The sequence below is a fragment of the Aliikangiella litoralis genome, from assembly GCF_052495765.1.
The window spans coordinates 4,544,608-4,561,878 of record NZ_CP199292.1 but is presented as its reverse complement, the minus strand read 5'-3'; the positions used below and the strand labels follow the sequence as shown (position 1 = coordinate 4,561,878).

General features: G+C 36.7%; 11 protein-coding genes. 7 read left to right on the top strand and 4 right to left on the bottom strand.

The window, feature by feature from the left end:
- Nucleotides 1-2: 2 nt before the first annotated feature.
- On the bottom strand, nt 3-1,046 hold the full coding sequence (aroG, locus tag ACT5E3_RS18995) for a 3-deoxy-7-phosphoheptulonate synthase AroG (protein ID WP_444995128.1): 1,044 nt from the start codon (nt 1,044-1,046) through the stop codon (nt 3-5).
- A 640-nt stretch (nt 1,047-1,686) separates the two neighbouring features.
- Between aroG and ACT5E3_RS18990 the strand changes: the two genes are divergently transcribed.
- Entirely contained in the window at nt 1,687-4,710 is a 3,024-nt protein-coding gene (locus ACT5E3_RS18990; RefSeq protein ID WP_444995127.1) for an immune inhibitor A domain-containing protein, read from the top strand.
- A 53-nt stretch (nt 4,711-4,763) separates the two neighbouring features.
- Here ACT5E3_RS18990 and ACT5E3_RS18985 read toward each other — a convergent pair whose 3' ends face one another.
- Nucleotides 4,764-7,115, bottom strand: a complete 2,352-nt coding sequence (locus ACT5E3_RS18985) for a nitric-oxide reductase large subunit (RefSeq protein ID WP_444995126.1) — start codon at nt 7,113-7,115, stop codon at nt 4,764-4,766.
- A 251-nt stretch (nt 7,116-7,366) separates the two neighbouring features.
- Between ACT5E3_RS18985 and ACT5E3_RS18980 the strand changes: the two genes are divergently transcribed.
- The 3 genes from ACT5E3_RS18980 to ACT5E3_RS18970 all read left to right on the top strand — a co-directional run bounded on the left by ACT5E3_RS18980 (nt 7,367) and on the right by ACT5E3_RS18970 (nt 11,595).
- Nucleotides 7,367-7,813, top strand: coding sequence for an RrF2 family transcriptional regulator (locus ACT5E3_RS18980; RefSeq protein WP_444995125.1), 447 nt, complete (start codon nt 7,367-7,369; stop codon nt 7,811-7,813).
- Nucleotides 7,814-8,211: 398 nt separating this feature from the next.
- Nucleotides 8,212-10,191, top strand: a complete 1,980-nt coding sequence (locus tag ACT5E3_RS18975) for a trypsin-like serine protease (RefSeq protein WP_444995124.1) — start codon at nt 8,212-8,214, stop codon at nt 10,189-10,191.
- A gap of 444 nt (nt 10,192-10,635) precedes the next feature.
- Entirely contained in the window at nt 10,636-11,595 is a 960-nt protein-coding gene (locus ACT5E3_RS18970) for a hypothetical protein (RefSeq protein ID WP_444995123.1), read from the top strand.
- Nucleotides 11,596-11,615: 20 nt separating this feature from the next.
- Here the strand turns inward: ACT5E3_RS18970 and ACT5E3_RS18965 are convergent, their stop codons facing one another.
- Together ACT5E3_RS18965 and ACT5E3_RS18960 are read right to left on the bottom strand one after the other, a co-directional pair.
- Nucleotides 11,616-12,671 (bottom strand): serine hydrolase domain-containing protein, encoded by a 1,056-nt coding sequence (locus ACT5E3_RS18965; protein WP_444995122.1) that lies wholly within the window; start codon nt 12,669-12,671, stop codon nt 11,616-11,618.
- A 318-nt stretch (nt 12,672-12,989) separates the two neighbouring features.
- Nucleotides 12,990-13,520: a hypothetical protein gene (locus ACT5E3_RS18960; protein WP_444995121.1), complete on the bottom strand. Its 531-nt coding sequence runs from the start codon at nt 13,518-13,520 to the stop codon at nt 12,990-12,992.
- 230 nt (nt 13,521-13,750) lie between these two features.
- On the opposite strand from ACT5E3_RS18960, the gene ACT5E3_RS18955 reads away from it, so the two are divergent.
- The 3 genes from ACT5E3_RS18955 (at nt 13,751) to hisS (ending at nt 17,258) form a co-directional block, all read left to right on the top strand.
- The gene (locus ACT5E3_RS18955; protein WP_444995120.1) at nt 13,751-14,566 is read left to right on the top strand and encodes a DUF2797 domain-containing protein; all 816 of its coding nucleotides are present in this window, start codon (nt 13,751-13,753) and stop codon (nt 14,564-14,566) included.
- 291 nt (nt 14,567-14,857) lie between these two features.
- The gene (locus ACT5E3_RS18950) at nt 14,858-15,841 is read left to right on the top strand and encodes a DUF1853 family protein (protein ID WP_444995119.1); all 984 of its coding nucleotides are present in this window, start codon (nt 14,858-14,860) and stop codon (nt 15,839-15,841) included.
- 139 nt (nt 15,842-15,980) lie between these two features.
- Entirely contained in the window at nt 15,981-17,258 is a 1,278-nt protein-coding gene (gene hisS, locus ACT5E3_RS18945) for a histidine--tRNA ligase (protein ID WP_444995118.1), read from the top strand.
- The last annotated feature ends 13 nt before the right edge of the window (nt 17,259-17,271 follow it).

Genomic DNA, 17,271 nt, shown 5'->3' with positions numbered 1-17,271 from the left:
GTTTAACTGGATTGAGCGGTTGCTAATTTTTGTAGTAAAACTTCAGTATCCAGCCAACCAATGCAGCCGTCAGTAATACTTTGACCGTAGACTTCAGCTTGGCCATTAATTAATTTTTGATTACCTTCTTCGATAAAACTTTCAACCATCACGCCAAATATATTGGATTCACCTTTTTTGATTTGTTGGCAAATATCATCACAAACATCCAATTGTCTCTTAAATTTTTTACTACTATTAGCGTGACTAAAATCAATCATTACCTTAGGAGATAAGTTGGCTTTTTTTAATTGTTGACTAACAAAGTTAACGTTTTCTTTATCATAATTGGGTTCTTTACCTCCACGTAAAATAATATGGCAGTCAGAGTTACCTGCTGTTTGTACTATGGCTGAATGGCCATACTTAGTGACGGATAAAAAATGGTGGGGTGAGCTTGCAGCTCCTATTGCATCAATCGCTATTTTTATATTCCCATCAGTGCCATTTTTAAAGCCTACAGGACAGGATAGTCCTGATGCAAGTTCTCTATGAACTTGGGATTCGGTCGTACGAGCACCAATTGCCCCCCAACTCATCAAGTCTGCAATATATTGCGGGGTAATCATATCAAGATATTCACCGGCGGTAGGTAAACCCATTTGGTTAATTTCTAACAGTAATTTTCTCGCTACTTTTAAGCCATCATTAATTTTAAAGCTATTATCTAAGTTAGGATCATTAATTAATCCTTTCCACCCAACCGTTGTGCGTGGTTTTTCAAAATAAACCCGCATAACTATTTCGAGTTGTGATTGGTATTTTTCTCTTAGTGGAAGTAATTTTTTTGCATAGTCAATGGCCGCTGTGGGATCATGAATTGAACAAGGGCCTATTATCACTAAAAGCCTAGGATCTTCCCCTCTTAAAATTTGTTGAATTTTTTGGCGGCCATTTAAGACCGTTTTTATTGCTACTTGATCGGCAGGATACTTTTCTAGTAGTGCAACCGGAGGTAAAAGCTCTTTAATTTTATCGATGCGCACATCGTCTGTTTCGTAATGCATACTCTCAATTTAATCCGCTAGTTGTATAAATTTATTATCATAGATTATTGGTAAAGCGACCGATGAAAGCAACGTCTTAAAGTCTTAGTAACTATAAGTTATAAAAAAATATTTTATTTGTCATCTATATGGTTGAGATTTCAAGTGTTTTTTTGCGAATTAAACTGTATAGGTGAATTTGCCAATAATGTATGTCATTTCTATAAAGAGAAAAATAGAGTGACACATTTTAAAATGATAGGGCGCGGAGATTTTTATATAAATAGGTAGGCTGATTTTTTGTGGAATATTACCATTTAGTCATTTTTATGTGTTTGTGAGTTCTTTCTCCTTATTAATAAAGTAAAAAAAATTGGCATAAATAATTTTTTATTAATAAAAAAACTGAGTTAAATGTTTTTAATAAATATTTTTTTGAAATATTTAACTTATCTAAAATTCACCGTTTTACAGATGCTTTTTTTGATGTTTTTTACTCATTGTAAAGCACAGTTTAATTTGATATTTATCGAACGGCTTATCATTACTTACCTAATTTTTCTGAACGAAAAATATTTATTTTGTGTTTACTTAAATTAAGCACATGATTTGAGGTATGCCTGTTTGAAAGCGTTGTCAATTTAAATTTATAGGGGGTATTATGTTGAAATTAAAGTACCAGGCTTTATTGGTATTGATATTTCTTTTTTCATCATTGGTGTTAGCAAAGCCTGTTCCGAAAGCGAACGACATTGCACCAAAAGATTTAAGTGTAATTAATGAAGAAAGAATAATTTATTGGTTAATCAAAAGAGGAGAGTTATCTGCAACGGCTACCGAAACAGAAAAAAGAGAGGCGATAGAAAAATATATTGGTGATAGAAGTAATCCACCGATATCAATTGAAGAAATTGAGAAAGAAGTACTCGCACGTAATAATTCTATAAAATACACCAAACAATTACGAATTCAACAGTCTAATCTATTGCAAAGTAAAGCGGCTGTTGATCCAATTACCAAAAGAGTAAAAGTACTGGCTATTGCAATTGATTTTCCAGACTTGCCGTACGATGCTAATCGCCTGACACCAGGTGATACAAAGATGTATTACGAAGATTACGATATAGAGCATTACCAACAGCTTATGTTTGCAGATAAAAGCTATAGCGGACCTGCTGGTCAGGCTTTGCAGTCAGCTCGAAATTATTACACAGAAGAGTCTGGTGGAAGCTTTTCATTTGAAGGAAAAGTCTACGGATGGGTGACGGCAGATAATAATGCCGCTTATTATGGCGCAAAAGCCAACGGTGCCAATGATCAGAATCCAAGAGAGCTAATTCGTGAAGCGCTGGCTAAAGCTGTTGCTCAATATAATATCAATCTGGCTGACTATGATTTGGATGACCGTTGGGATTTAGATGGTGATGGTAATATTAATGAGCCTGATGGATACATTGATCATATTATGATCTTTCATTCAAGTATGGGAGAAGATGCGGGGGGTGGTGTTTTAGGCTCTGATGCAATTTGGTCACATAAATGGGTTGTTTCACCTTATTATGATATTCCAGGGACTTATTTTGAAGAGGGAGACAGGGCCTATCGTCCCTGGGGCTATACTATCGTGCCGATAGATGCGGCAATTGGTGTGGTGAGTCATGAGTTTGGTCATGATTTGGGTCTGAAAGATGAATATGACACAAATAAAAATATTCCAGGTTCCCCTGTCGGTTACTGGTCAATTATGGCCAGTGGTAGCTGGACTGGTGCTATTCCTGGCTCAGAACCTGTCACCTTTGGCGCAATGGCGCGATCAAGTTTACAAAACTGGTATGGCGGTAACTGGGCAAATGAAGCGTTTGTGACGCTGCAAGATCTAAAAGAAGGGAAAACCTATGATTTAGTGGAAGCGGTGAATCATGACAGTGGGATCAACCAAATCAAAGTTGAAGTGCCTAAGTCGATCTTGTTTCGCAATGCGCCTTTTAGCGGAGATTATCAATACCATTCGGGAGCCGCTGATTCATTAAATAATAGTGCCAGCTTTAACCTGGTTATTCCAGAGGGGCACTCGCATGAGCTTTTAATGAAAGCATTTTGGGAGATTGAAGCCGATTGGGATTACGCTCAAATATTGGTGAATGGTGAAGCGATTGCTGGTAATTTAACCAAAGATCGTAATCCGTTGATTGATAGTTATCCTGAGCTGACAGAGTATGATATTCAGCATTATTTAACTGGAGAGTCGGGGCGTTGGCTTGACTTGGTGTTTGACTTATCAACTTATGCAGGCCAAACAGTTGAAATAAAAATTACCTATTACACCGATGCAAATACGACCCATAATGGATTATTTATTGACGATATTCAGCTATTGTCTGATGGTGTTAGCCAATATTTTGATGATGCTGAGGTCGAAGGCAAGATAACATTAAACGGGTATCTAAGAACAGAAGTGATTGAACAGCTTGGTAACCAAGAGTATTACTATATTCAGCTAAGAAGTCATAATGGTAATGATAGTGCTTTACCGTTGCGCTCTTACGATAAAGGGATCTTAATGTGGTTTTCTGATACGGGACTGAATAATAACCAGTCTAGCGTTCATCCTGGTCGGGGCTTTGCCAGTGTGATTGATGCTGATCAGAATTTAATTGAGAATGATGTTTATGGCATTTGGTGGACTCGTAATCAAATTCGAGATGCGGCCTTTAGCTTATATCCACAAAGACCTAAAGCAGCAGATAATCATTTAGATCCCATTCCTTTATTTGATGACACCAGGGACTATTCAACGCCAGAACAACCTGAATCGGGTGTTTCTTTACCGATACATGGTTTGAGCATGGAGATTTTACATCAGGCAGGCGATAGTTCAACCGCTCAAATATTATTGACTCATTCCGAGTTAGCACTGACACCACGTTTTAATTTCAGTATGGCAGAGTGGAAGGTTGATTTTGCTAACACTTCATACGGTGGAGCTGGTTGGTTAACTTATGAATGGGATTTTGGTGATGGTACTGCTTCAAATTTAAAGTCACCTAGTCATACTTTTAAAATTGGTGGTGAACATCTTGTTCGATTAACTGTAACCGATCAAAATGGCGATACTGCGACTCTAGAATCCAAGCTGGTATTAGAAGGTCCATCATTTACTTTCGAGAAAAATGATCTGACAGTGATGTTCACTAATACTTCAACAGCCATTGTTGGTGAAGCTTATTATCATTGGGATTTTGGTGATGGCCAAGGAACCTCTAATGAAGAATTGCCAGTATATACTTATGCCGATGAAGGTAGTTATATTGTTAAGCTAACGGTAACCGATGATTCTGGCTCGAAGACGGCCGAAACAGTTGTCACAGTAACAAAGCCTCCTCTTGCTGCGTTTACTTATGTAATAAAAGGTTTAACAGTGAAGTTTATTAATCAATCTAAGTATGGTGCAGGTAACTTAACTTATCATTGGGATTTTGGTGAACGAGTAAAACATAAAAAGAAAAAAGGTAAAAAGAAGCGTCGTAAAAATGCAACGAGCAATGATATATCACCGACACATACTTATCGCGATGATGAATCATATCAAGTGATATTAACCGTGAAGGATCAAGAAGGTAGAACGGATAAAACTTATTTATGGGTTAACCTTGATGACGATGATGACGATGAAAATGATGACTAGTTGAAACTAGTCATTAGTAAAAAAGCCAGCGAGTTTTCGCTGGCCTTTAGGTTTTAGCTATTTGTGCATTGACCACAACACATATTTTCAGAATGAATACTTTGCATATTTGTTTCTCCTGTATACTCAGGTAAACCTTTATCGGTTATTCGATAATCGTTTACTTTAGATGAGTTGAAATAAAGACCTTTGATGATTTGCCAGGTAACAGCAAGCGCACCAATAATAAATACAACATCACCAATTGTTCTAAACCAGCGTAGGAACTGTAGCAAACCTGTTTGCATAAAACTTTCACTACGCGCATACCAGAGCCCTTCTTGAGCACTCGCTACAAATTGAATAATGCCGATAGGCAGTAAGCTAGTAAATAACATAAGGGCGAGACCTGTATTCAGCCACCAAAAAGCAACTTTCATGAGTTTTTCATCGAAGATCAAAGCTGGACGAATATACCTTAATACGAGCAAACAAAAACCTAAAGCTAAGAAACCGTAAACACCAAATAATGCGCCATGTGCATGAGTTGGAGCAGTGTTTAAACCTTGCACATAATAAAGTGAAATGGGAGGGTTGATCATAAACCCTAAAACACCTGCGCCTAGCATATTCCAAAATGCAACGGCCACAAAAAATAAGAAAGGCCATTTGAGTTTTTGTGTCCATTCTGTTTTGTCTTTAAGCCTCCAATGTTCCCATGCTTCAAAACCTAAAATAATTAATGGAACGACTTCAAGCGCGCTAAATGTTGCGCCAACAGCCATTACTGGGGTTGTTGTTCCAGAAAAATAAATATGATGGAATGTACCTGGAACCCCTCCTAATAAAAATAAAGCGGCAGAGGCTAGTGAAGCAATAGTTGCAATACGTTTTGAAACAAGTCCCATGGTTGAAAAAATAAAAGCTAATGCTACAGTAGCAAAAACTTCAAAGAAACCTTCTACCCACAGATGAACAATCCACCAACGCCAATACTCCATAATTGAAATATGTGTTCGCTCTCCGTAGGCAAAGGCTGCACCATAAAATAGCCCCATAGCAACAACTGAAGCAGTAAATAATACTAATAAGTTTTTATCGCCGGGTTGACGTAATGCAGGAATAATAGCGCGTAACATCAGTGCCAGCCAAAGCACTATGCCTATAAATTTACCGATTTGCCAAAGTCTGCCTAAATCGACGTATTCATACCCTTGATGACCTAACCAAAAATTCCATTCAGGAGGCATTATTTGTGCGATGGCGAGAAAATTACCGACAAATGAGCCTATAACAACAATAACTAATGCCCAAAATAAAATATTAACACCGGCTTTTTGATACCTAGGATCTTCACCGCCATTAATGATCGGCGCTAAAAATAACCCTGCTGCAAGAAAGCCTGTGGCAATCCAGAAAAGAGCAGCTTGTATATGCCAGGTTCTGACTAAACTATATGGGAACCATTGGCTGGTGTTAATTCCGTAAAAACTTTGTCCTTCAACAGTATAATGAGCAGTAAAACCACCAAGAAAAACTTGAAAGCTAAATAATGAAACAACTAATAAAAGATATTTTCCTAGTGCTTTTTGAGAAGGTGTTAAATGAAAATTGAGGATCGGATCAGACGGTGGTGCTTTAATTTCTGATTCTTGCTGCTTACTCGCAAATGCGAATCCCCAAATTAAGCCGCCAATACCTGCAAGTAGTAAGACAATACTGATAACCGACCAAACAATATTTTCGGTGGTAGGTACGTTATCAATAAGTGGTTCGTGCGGCCAATTATTTGTATAGGTTGCTCCACCTGGTATTCGTTCAGTTGATGCTGACCAGGCTGTCCAGAAGAAAAACTCTGTTAAGCGCATACGTCTTTTCAGATCAGGTAAAGTCACTTCTTTCATTGCATAGTTGCTACGTGTTGATTGAAGCGATTTGTCACCCCCAAATAAGCGCAAGTAATAATCTGCAGTGAGTTGTATTGCTTGAATACGTTTTTCAGACAGATGCAATGTTTGGGTTTCGGCATTAAAGGAGTTGGTTCGATAGCTTTTTTTTAGCAGAAAATCTAGCTGGTTTTGTTGGACATCTGAGAGCTGTTGGTAAGATAAGTTAAACGTTTCTTGCGCAGATAATTCTAGCCAGTGTAAGAGTTCGCGGTGTAGCCAATCGGCACTCCAGTCTGGCGCTTGGTAGGCACCGTGTCCCCAAATAGAGCCTAATTGCATTCCGCCAATTGATTGCCAAGCAGTTTGACCATCTAAAATACTTTCTTTAGTCATGATTACTTTTCCATTAGGATCAATGACTTTGGCTGGAATTGGAGGGGCTTCTCGGTAGATTTCTTGGCCATAAAATCCAAGTAAACTAAAAGTAACAGCAATTATACTAATCAGGAGCCACCAGAGTTTTGTATAGTTAGTCATAATACATTTCCAAGTAGAGTCGGGTTTTATATCTCAAAGGTTATTATTTCAAAATGCTATATTTCCCATTGATGAAATAGATAGGGTTAGCAATTATTTAAATCAAATAAAGATGCATTTTAAATGAATCTTTATTTAAAGATGTATAATAAATACATGTTTAATCGAGATCAAGCTTTATTGCCTTGTGATGGGGTATAATTATTAGGCATGCTTATGTTAGTTTTAGTTTTTAATCAGGAAAGTATTTGATGAATGTTACTCGGTACACAGACTATTCTTTACGAGTTTTAATGTATTTAGGCATTAATGAAGGAAGATTAGTTACCATTAAAGAAATCGCAGAAAGTTATGATATTTCTAAAAATCACTTAATGAAAATTGTGCAAGAATTAAATGCCAAGAAATATATTATTGCTGTTCGAGGTAAAAATGGTGGCTTAAAATTAAATGGTGAACCTTGTAGCATTAATATTGGATTATTAATTAGAGATATTGAACAAGAACTATCTTTAGTTGAATGCTTTTCCAATAAAAATACCTGTGCGATTACACCAGCTTGTCAATTGAAATCTATTTTTTCAGAAGCGTTAGATAGTTTTCTTAGCACATTAGAGCAATATACTTTAGCTGATTTGCTACCACCAAAAACAAAAGTTAAATTAGGTGAAATACTGAATGTTAGAATGTTAAATTAATTATTCATTAGTACTAAAAAGTAAACTTAGAATAATTAACATATGCTGAAAAAACACCGTATTTTTTAGCCCTGTTATTGAAATAATTGTTAGGCGTTATGAAATTTATTTTTTAATAAATTTGTCACAATGTTTTTATCTTTGTTGGTAAATAAGTAATTACTAATCTAGTTCTCGTTTATTCTCTCAAAATATCTCAGTTGTTAACAAGGCTCATTGTCAGATAGCTATATAATACCGCCTGTCGTTTTCTCTGCTTTTTGTACATCAGAGCGTTTTAAATGACTTTTCCAAACTAACACCAAATACTAAACCGATGCATTATTAGCATCTATTTTTACCTTTGCCAGTAATCGCTCTGAGCAAAGTTTTGAATTTAGAACTAAAGGAGCAGCTTAATGAAATATTTAATAAAATTTAATAAGTTCATTTTTTTTATAACAATAACAACATTGGTTTCTACAAACAGTTTTGCCTCGAATACATTGGGAATATTTAATTCAAAAAATAAAATTGACCTACAGAAAAGTGCTTGGCCTGGTTCTGTTCTGGGTTACATCTGGAATGATAAAAATGGTGATGGACAATTTAATCTGCGTGAGCATGGTTTAAAAAATGTTGTGGTTTATATTGATGCTAATGACAATGGCCTGCGAGATCCTGATGAAGTTTCAACTAAGACAAATAGTTTAGGCGTATATATATTTCGCAACCTTCCTGCTGGGGATTATATCATCAGACAAGAAATGACTTTTGGTTGGCGTAATACTGCTGGTGGTGAAGGTGAAAAAGTGTTGCCAATGGTGGTTAATCAACAAAGTGAATCTAACCCTAGTATTATTGGTGGAGATGAAACAGTTATTGGTGAGTATCCATTTATGGTGGCCGTTGGTGCTTTAACTTCGCAAGGCTTTAGACAGTTTTGTGGTGGTGTTTTAGTGACTGATCGTTGGGTTGCGACCGCAGCACATTGTTCAGTTGGAGCAATGCCTGAACAAGTTGCCATTTTAGCTGGGACTAACAATTTAGAAGATGGTAGTGGTCAAGTATTTAATATTAAGGAAATTTATTTGCACCCAGAATATGAAAGTGTTGGTGCGGGTTATGATATTGCATTATGGGAGCTCGCAGAACCAATTGCTTTACGTGAAAGTGGTTTGCAGTCTGTTGGAATGCTGTCCACAGAAAATGCTGATTTGGCCAAAGTTGATGCATTAGCTACTGCGGTTGGTTGGGGAACCAGCAATTTGGATAGCAATTTATTACAAGATGTGCATTTGCCTGTTTCTGATGAAAAAGCCTGTGCAGAAGTTTATTCAAATTCTACTAACTTTGAGACTCAAATTTGTGGGGCTGCGCCAGAAGGTGGAATTGATGCTTGTCAGGGAGATAGTGGTGGTCCTCTTTTAGTCAGAGATTTTAAAGCTAAAAAATGGAAATTAGCTGGTATTACTAGCTACGGTAATGGATGTGCTTTGCCTGGCAATCCTGGTGTATGGGCGAGAGTATCTGTTTTATCTGATTGGGCTAAAAAGATTGCCGTTGAACAATCCCGAGTACATAGAATCACAATAGGTGATCACGGTATTTATTTTGCTGCTTTTGGTAATGTGAAAACTCAATTTGAACCCCATAAGCGTATTAAACCCCGCTGGCAATTAGTCAACTCATTAGTCAATAATGATCCTTTGACAGGGATGATTTTTGATTATCGAATTATTGATGAATCAAAGCGACCACGAACATATACTTGTGAAGCCGATGCAGATGGTCTTGGACCATTGAGTCCTATTGTTTCTGATTGTACTGTTGGTTCAAATCAGAGTGTATTACCTGCTTTAGATGACGGAGTTTTTATTTCTGACTTAACTGCAAAACGTGGTGAAACAAACTTCTCAAGAAATTCAACTATAATTGTAGGAACTCCTACGCAGACCACTGTTAGTGGTGAACTTGCTGTTGGTGATGCTGTTGATCCTGACTTCAATGATGCGGCTTATTATATCGACTACTTCGATATTAAACAGTTGAGTAATGAGAAAGCAGTAGCCATTAGAATTAAGTCTGACGATTTTAATATATTTGCTGGTTTATATGATCGCAATGTAAGAGAAGCTAATGGTGGCGGTGGTGTTCTTGGTTTTTTTGCGGCTCCTGCTCCGGGAGAAAATGCAGAGTTTGTTTTCTTTCCTGATCCTAATGTGAATTATTTAATTGGAGTTTCTAGTTTTATTAATGAAGCGGTAGGTAATTATACCGTGACTATCGTGAACGATGGTGAAGCAGAGCCGACAGTGCTAACTTTACCCAAAGGTACAATTAATAGAACTTATCGTAAGTTGCCAGAAATTAAAGCAATTCTTCCTAAACCATATTAGTTATTGGCAAGATCGTTCTCTCTCCTCACTCATTTTTAAAGAAATGAGTGAGGCTAATCATTATTAATGATGTGTAATTCTCTTTTAAACATTTAAGTTCACCAAACAAGTCGGCTTTGGCCACTTCATTATCAGTCACACCGTTACTTTTTTCTTTATCAACCAAGCATAAAGGGTACTTGTTTTAATACTTAGCTCTCGGGCGACTTGAGCTGTTGATTTTTCTGATGAAATGATTTTTTTTACTGCGTTTTACTTAAGTTTTTTGCTATATTCTTGTGTAGTTTTTTGTCACTACACTTCTCTCAATTTCTAATCGATAGTTTATATGATATTGAATTTTTAGATTAGTGTGGCCAGATAGGCCAGTCTTAACTTAAAAGTCGGTATATTTGAAGTTATATTCAATTCTAGAAACAATAAACTTTAACTTTGGGTGCTTATATGAAAAAAATGCTAATCGTATTAATTGTACTTTTATCGTCAAACTATGTTTACTCAAAGGCAAAGAAAGCTATAGATGCTGAAGTTGATAAAAGCTATGTTCCAAAAATTAAATTTAAACAGTCAAAAAATAATAAAACTATTTTAGTCGATAGATTTCATAACACTATTTATAAACAGGAGACAGGAAGCATTGGTGCCGATACGCTCCTTTATTTAGCGGGTAAAGATGGGTTTACCGTAAAATATTTAGAGCAAGCGTTTAATTCTAATAATTTAAAAGGTGATATACTCTTCTTGCATGGACTGCCACATCAAGAGATGAAAACGACTAATGGTTCTACATATTTTGTCAGTCCTTTATCAAACACCGAATTAACTGCGCTCATTGAATGGATTTCATCGGGAGGAGGCTTATATCTATCATTGAGTCATCACCCAAACGGAAGTGGTGCAAAACCGCTACTTAATGCACTTGATGTTAACTTTCGAGATGGATACATTTTTCATCCCAGCCAACCGAGTTTTATTTCAGAAGAAGATCGTTGCTCTCATTTTTTTGAGGTGAGTCAGCAAAACAATATGTTGAATATGTCACATCCTATCTTTTCTATGGGAGAGGAGATAAAAAATATTCATTACTTATGTGGTGCAGCCATATTCAGAAATCCTGAAGATAATATTATTCAGTTTCCAAAAGGAACACAAAACTTCAACCGTAATGATATCTTGTTAGAATCATCAGATATCTATGCAGGAATGATAGGATTTAATTTTGGTAAAGGGAAGGTCGTGATAACAGGAGATCAAGGAATGTTTCGTGATTTTATCTTTACGTTTGATACAAAGGAAAAAGTGCATGTCACTATAACTTCTCCAGATAACGACAACGATAAGCTTTTTATCAATATGATAAGGTGGTTGGGAAATACCAGACTCGAAAAAGAGTCGGTCGACTAACCTAAAATACTACCTGAGTGTTAACCCAAAAGTGCAGGAAGAATATATTGTTCGACTAGTTTAAAAGGTGAGTTGTAAAGGTCGTTCTCGTAATTGTGAGCAGTAAATGCGACAACTAAATCGAATTGCGGAATAATAATAATAAATTGCCCACCGTGGCCTCGAGTCGAGTAGAATGGGATCGCTATCTCATTTTTATTGAACTCGCCTAACCACCATTGAAAACCATAACCATTAGTATACTCTAATTCAATGTCTGCACTTTTAGCTAAAGAACGTTCAACCCACTCACTACTGATAATGGGAATACCGTTCCAATATCCATTATCTAAATAAAGTTGGCCAAACTTTGCCATATCTCTAGTTAATAAGAATAAACCACTACCTGTGTTAGCTAAGCCTGTTGGAGTCATATGCCAGTCAGCATTGTTAATTTGTAATGGATTGAATAGGTATTGTTGGGCAAAGTCTTTCAGTGGTAGGCCTGTTGAGCGTTCAATAATTGAACCGAGTGCAATAGAGGCTACCGTATTATATGTGTAAGTAGTTCCTGGTTGATGCGCTATAGGTAAGTCAAGTAGTGCCTTAATAAAATCGGTATTATTTTCAGTAAGGGCCGTTAAACTGTTTCTAGGATCACCAAAAGGAAAGCTCCATTCGTCCCATTTTAGGCCTAATTGCATTGTAAGTACGTCTTCTAAGGTGATGTTTTCTTTTTGTATATCCCAATTTTCATAATGTCCATAATCAAAAAAATTATAAAGTGGGGCAGATATATCGGGAATAAAACCTTGCTCATGGGCAATACCAACCAGGGCAGAGACAACACTTTTACTGGTAGAATGCATCACATGACGTTCTAGTTTGGAGTTTCCTACCCAATTATCATATTGGCTCAACTCATTGCGTAAATCTTCATGAAGGAGCAAAGTGTTATTCCTAACGATAGATACTGAGTCTATACCTGGATGAGTTCCATCATTCAGTTTTTGTACCATTAAGGTTATTTTTTGCTCATCTATCTGGTGATCTAGCAGGTGACCTATTCGCCATCCATCTCCTTTAGTTTCAGGCATTTTGTACTGGTATTCCTGAGGTTCGCTTTGTTGAGGGATACTTTCTGTTGAGCATGCAGACAGGACCACTGTGAGTATGGACAAAACGAAGAATATTCGAAATTGATGAATGGTCATGTTTACTGGCTAAATATCGCTATAATAAATTAATCGAATCAATCGCTCAAAATACCAAGTATGCAGGGGTGCTTTCAAGCTATTTTATTCATAATTGTGTATTAGGTTGCTAATAATTATTAGTTTTTCAATAGGCTGCCATAATTTTATGTCAGTGTTAACTAACTTAAAAGCATTAAGTTATTCCTCGCGACAAAGGTATTAGAAGTTGATAGAAAAGCGCACACCGCTAAAAACTTCGGATTCAGCTTCCCAATACCTGCTATCAATTTCTCTTAAACGAGAAAATGCCTCAATGCTTAAAGGACCGGCGTTGATACCTGCACCTATACCCACATACATATCTACATTATCTTCATAGTGGTCGTGGTAATCATCATCGTATCTTAGGTCATAGAACATAATTTCGGCAAGATCAATGCCCACTTCTCCGTAGAGCGATAGTTTAGAAAAATAGCCAAATTTTATTGCAGCTTCCCAGCTAACAAAATCTTCTAGATAACCATCGGTGCTGGTTACTTCGGCATAATTGAGAGAAGTACTCAGTTGGGCACCAAAATGAGTAAAATCATCTTTCAATAAAACACTAGCCCCAACACCTGAAATATAATCTCGGCCATTAGATTCATAGGACGCAAACAGTGAGGCTCCATGGTCTTCAACTGCTTTTAAAAGGTGAGGGTGAACAATGATTAATGTTAATGATAGAAGTTTAAATAATTGAGTTTTCATAAAGCGTTTATATTTCTATTCAGTGGATTCTATATTAATCATAAAGTCTGAAAACTGAATTTGGCCTGAATTATTGCAACTTGATTAAAAAACTCTCAGATAAGTACGTTTTTTAGGCAATAACTCAGTCGAAAATATTAGATGAGCAATAATTTGAACTGGTGAGTTGATGACAGAGCCGATAGAATAGTTCGATTATTTCTAGGGTAAAGTAACATTTGGGGTCATATATGCTGCAAGGCGTTTTAGATAAAATGCGAGCGGATTTAAAAGAAACAGTTGAGTATCGATTACCACTCGGTGATCAAGAGCTGCCTCTTAATCCGGTTATTGGTCAACATTTAAAATTAACATTTACAGGAAGTATTAATTGTCGCCATTGTGGTCGAGCAAGTAAAAAAAGTTTTTCTCAAGGTTACTGTTATCCTTGTATGAAGAGTTTAGCTCAATGCGATATGTGTATTATGAAGCCTGAAACTTGTCATTATCATCAGGGTACCTGCCGGGAACCTGAGTGGGGGGAGGCGAACTGTTTTGTACCTCATTATGTTTATTTATCAAATACCTCTGGCTTAAAAGTTGGCATTACTCGCCATACACAAATACCGACACGTTGGATCGATCAAGGTGCAACTCAAGCAATGACTATTTTTAAAGTGAACACTCGTCAACAGTCGGGATTTGTTGAAATGGCATTTAAAGAGCTCATTGCTGACAAAACTAACTGGCGAGCAATTTTAAAGGGCAATGCAGAGCCTAGAGATTTAAAAACAGATGCAAATGATTTAAAGTCAAAATTAAAACAAAACATAGATAATATTATTACCCAATTTGAGGGCGGAGAGATAGAGTCTCTAGATAGTGAGTTGGTTAATATAGATTATCCTGTCGAAGAGTTTCCAACTAAAATAGTTTCACATAATTTTGATAAAAAACCTGTTGTTGAAGGTACTCTGATGGGCATAAAAGGACAATATCTGATCTTTGACAGTGGTGTTATTAATGTTCGCAAGTTTACTTCTTATGAAGTAACTGTAGAGTATTAAGTGTGTTGATCATACTGTAGTCTTAAGCGAGCGAACCTCTGCCTGTATAAAGTAAAACAACAATGACAAATATAATAAATAGTATTAAACCAATAAAAAACTTTTTAAATTGACGGATTCTTTGGTTTTCTTCTGACATATTTTTAATCCTTATAATGGATATCGCTACTTTGCTTAAGTGAATGTAAGTGATTTTAATTATGCGAGCCCTGTCTCAGGTCAATGGGCAATGTAAAAGAGAAATGAAAAACACATTGAATAAAAAAGTCATTTACGCAATGAATTATTAATATGAAAAGTCTGTTGAGGTATAGTAATCAATATGTTCGGGACTTAGCGTGGGTTTTGTTATCGCCAGGTATTATGCAAACATCTGCTAGTGACAAGCCTAGTTTGAATTCTGCCAGACTGGTTGATCAATATTTTAAAGTGAAGGAAAGCTGGTTAGCTGAATTAGATAGAAAACCAGAACGACTAGTTAACTACCTGACAGATAAAAATTTGTTTATGTTAGGGACCTACTTTGAGGCGCTTTGGTCATTTTTTTTAAATCACTATCCCGACTATCATTTAGTAGGCAAAAATTGCCAAGTTATCGCAGACAAAGAAACACTTGGAGAGTTTGATTTTATTTATGGCAGTTTAGCTGACAAAGCTCACTATCATCTTGAAGTTGCTGTTAAATATTACTTGGGGGTTCCTGCGCTTAATAATGATTTCACGCATAATGAATCATCGGGTGAGACAACATTACTTAAACAGTGGATTGGACCCGCTACACGTGATCGATTAGATAAAAAATATAATAAATTGCTCACTCAACAGTCCCAACTATCACAGATGAAAGCTGGTATGAATGTATTGGCTGGTAAAGGCGTTACACAAGTTCAGGCACAAATATGTTTACTGGGTTATTTGTTTTACCCTTTGGATACTAAAATGAGGCCGCCAGTAGGGGCTCATTTAAATCATAATCAAGGTTTTTGGCTCAGAGAAGATGCGTTAGAAAAAATAACTGAGCCGGGTACGTTGTGGTCTATTCTAGCCAAACCGCATTGGCTTTCTCCGAATATTAAAAATGGTGAGTATTTGTTGCAGCCTAATGCATTACTGGCTTCAGTGAAAAATCACTTTGTTAACTCAACTCATCCTATTTTAATTAGTCTTTTTAAAGAAATACCATCAAAATATGCAACCAAGTATTCGAGCAACCAATTTTATTCGACCGAATTATTCTTCGTTGTCCCACCCAAATGGCCAGAAAAAAGCGCATAAATGCTCAATTCTTAATAGGTATTAGGCGGATCTGTTCATTTTCACTCTGAATTAGCTAAATTAAACGGTATCGGCACTGTTTCCGGGTAGAAATTAGGCTATAATTGCGCGTTTAATTTTAGCCACCCAGGAAAAAACATTGAGTAAAGCTTTTCAAGCCATAAAAGGAATGAATGATTGTTTACCTGAAATGTCGCCAATTTGGCAGCATTTAGAAGCATGTATACGTCAAGTTGTCTCTAGTTATGGCTATTCTGAAATACGAACACCTATTGTTGAGAATACTCAATTGTTTTGCCGTTCTATTGGTGAAGTAACCGATATTGTTGAAAAAGAAATGTATACCTTCGTTGATAAAGGCGAAGATAGCCTGACAATGCGGCCAGAAGGCACGGCCGCTTGTGTTAGGGCGGGTATTCAAAATGGCCTTTTATACAATCAACAGCAGCGGCTCTGGTATATGGGGCCTATGTTTCGACGAGAAAAACCACAGAAAGGTCGATATCGTCAGTTTCATCAATTTGGTGCAGAATCCTTTGGTTTTAATGGGCCAGACATAGATGCTGAATTGATCGCGTTAACTGCCAGACTATGGAAGACACTTGGTTTTGCCGATGATGTTGAGCTACAACTTAATTCCTTAGGCAGTAATCAGGCACGAGAAGCTTATAAAGCTCTGCTGGTTGAATATTTTACAGAAAATTTTGAATTATTAGATGAAGATAGCCAGCGCCGCTTAAAGTCAAACCCATTGAGGATTCTGGACAGCAAAAATCCTGCGCTTAAAGAGTTAATAAGCGCTGCCCCCAAGTTGACTGAACATTTAGATGAAGAATCTAAACGCCACTTTACATTACTATGTGAAAAATTGGAGCAGTTAGATATTGCATATGTGATTAACCCAACATTAGTCCGTGGCCTAGATTATTATAATCGAACGGTTTTTGAGTGGGTGACTAGTAGTTTGGGGGCTCAAGGCACTATTTGTGCTGGTGGACGGTATGATGGCCTTGTCGAACAGCTAGGAGGTCAGGCAACACCAGGTTGCGGTTTTGCAATGGGGTTAGAGAGAATTATTCTATTGTTAGAACAGCAATCTGATTTATCTGCAAAACTTTCTTTGCCCGTTGATGTCTACATTTGCACTTTAGGTGAAACTGCTGAGGCCGCTGGAGGCGTTTATATTGAAAAATTACGCGATTCCTATCCTTTAATTAAGTTTCAACAACACTGCGGTGGCGGTAACTTTAAAAAACAGCTAAAAAAAGCGGATAAATCTTCAGCTAAAATCGCTTTGATTTTGGGTGACGATGAAATTAAAAACCAAGCAGTTGGTATTAAGTTTTTAAGAGAAGATAAACAGCAGATAACGCTGTCTCAAAGCGATTTGATTGAACAATTATCACAAATATTGTGAGTACTTTAATAAA

Coding starts and splice junctions, on each gene's coding strand:
- ACT5E3_RS18980 (WP_444995125.1), top strand. CDS start 7,367: ATGAATGTTACTCGGTACACAGACTATTCTTTACGAGTTTTAATGTAT.
- ACT5E3_RS18975 (WP_444995124.1), top strand. CDS start 8,212: ATGAAATATTTAATAAAATTTAATAAGTTCATTTTTTTTATAACAATA.
- ACT5E3_RS18955 (WP_444995120.1), top strand. CDS start 13,751: ATGCTGCAAGGCGTTTTAGATAAAATGCGAGCGGATTTAAAAGAAACA.
- ACT5E3_RS18965 (WP_444995122.1), bottom strand. CDS start 12,671: ATGCCTGAAACTAAAGGAGATGGATGGCGAATAGGTCACCTGCTAGAT.
- ACT5E3_RS18960 (WP_444995121.1), bottom strand. CDS start 13,520: ATGAAAACTCAATTATTTAAACTTCTATCATTAACATTAATCATTGTT.
- aroG (WP_444995128.1), bottom strand. CDS start 1,046: ATGCATTACGAAACAGACGATGTGCGCATCGATAAAATTAAAGAGCTT.
- ACT5E3_RS18985 (WP_444995126.1), bottom strand. CDS start 7,115: ATGACTAACTATACAAAACTCTGGTGGCTCCTGATTAGTATAATTGCT.
- ACT5E3_RS18950 (WP_444995119.1), top strand. CDS start 14,858: ATGAAAAGTCTGTTGAGGTATAGTAATCAATATGTTCGGGACTTAGCG.
- ACT5E3_RS18970 (WP_444995123.1), top strand. CDS start 10,636: ATGAAAAAAATGCTAATCGTATTAATTGTACTTTTATCGTCAAACTAT.
- ACT5E3_RS18990 (WP_444995127.1), top strand. CDS start 1,687: ATGTTGAAATTAAAGTACCAGGCTTTATTGGTATTGATATTTCTTTTT.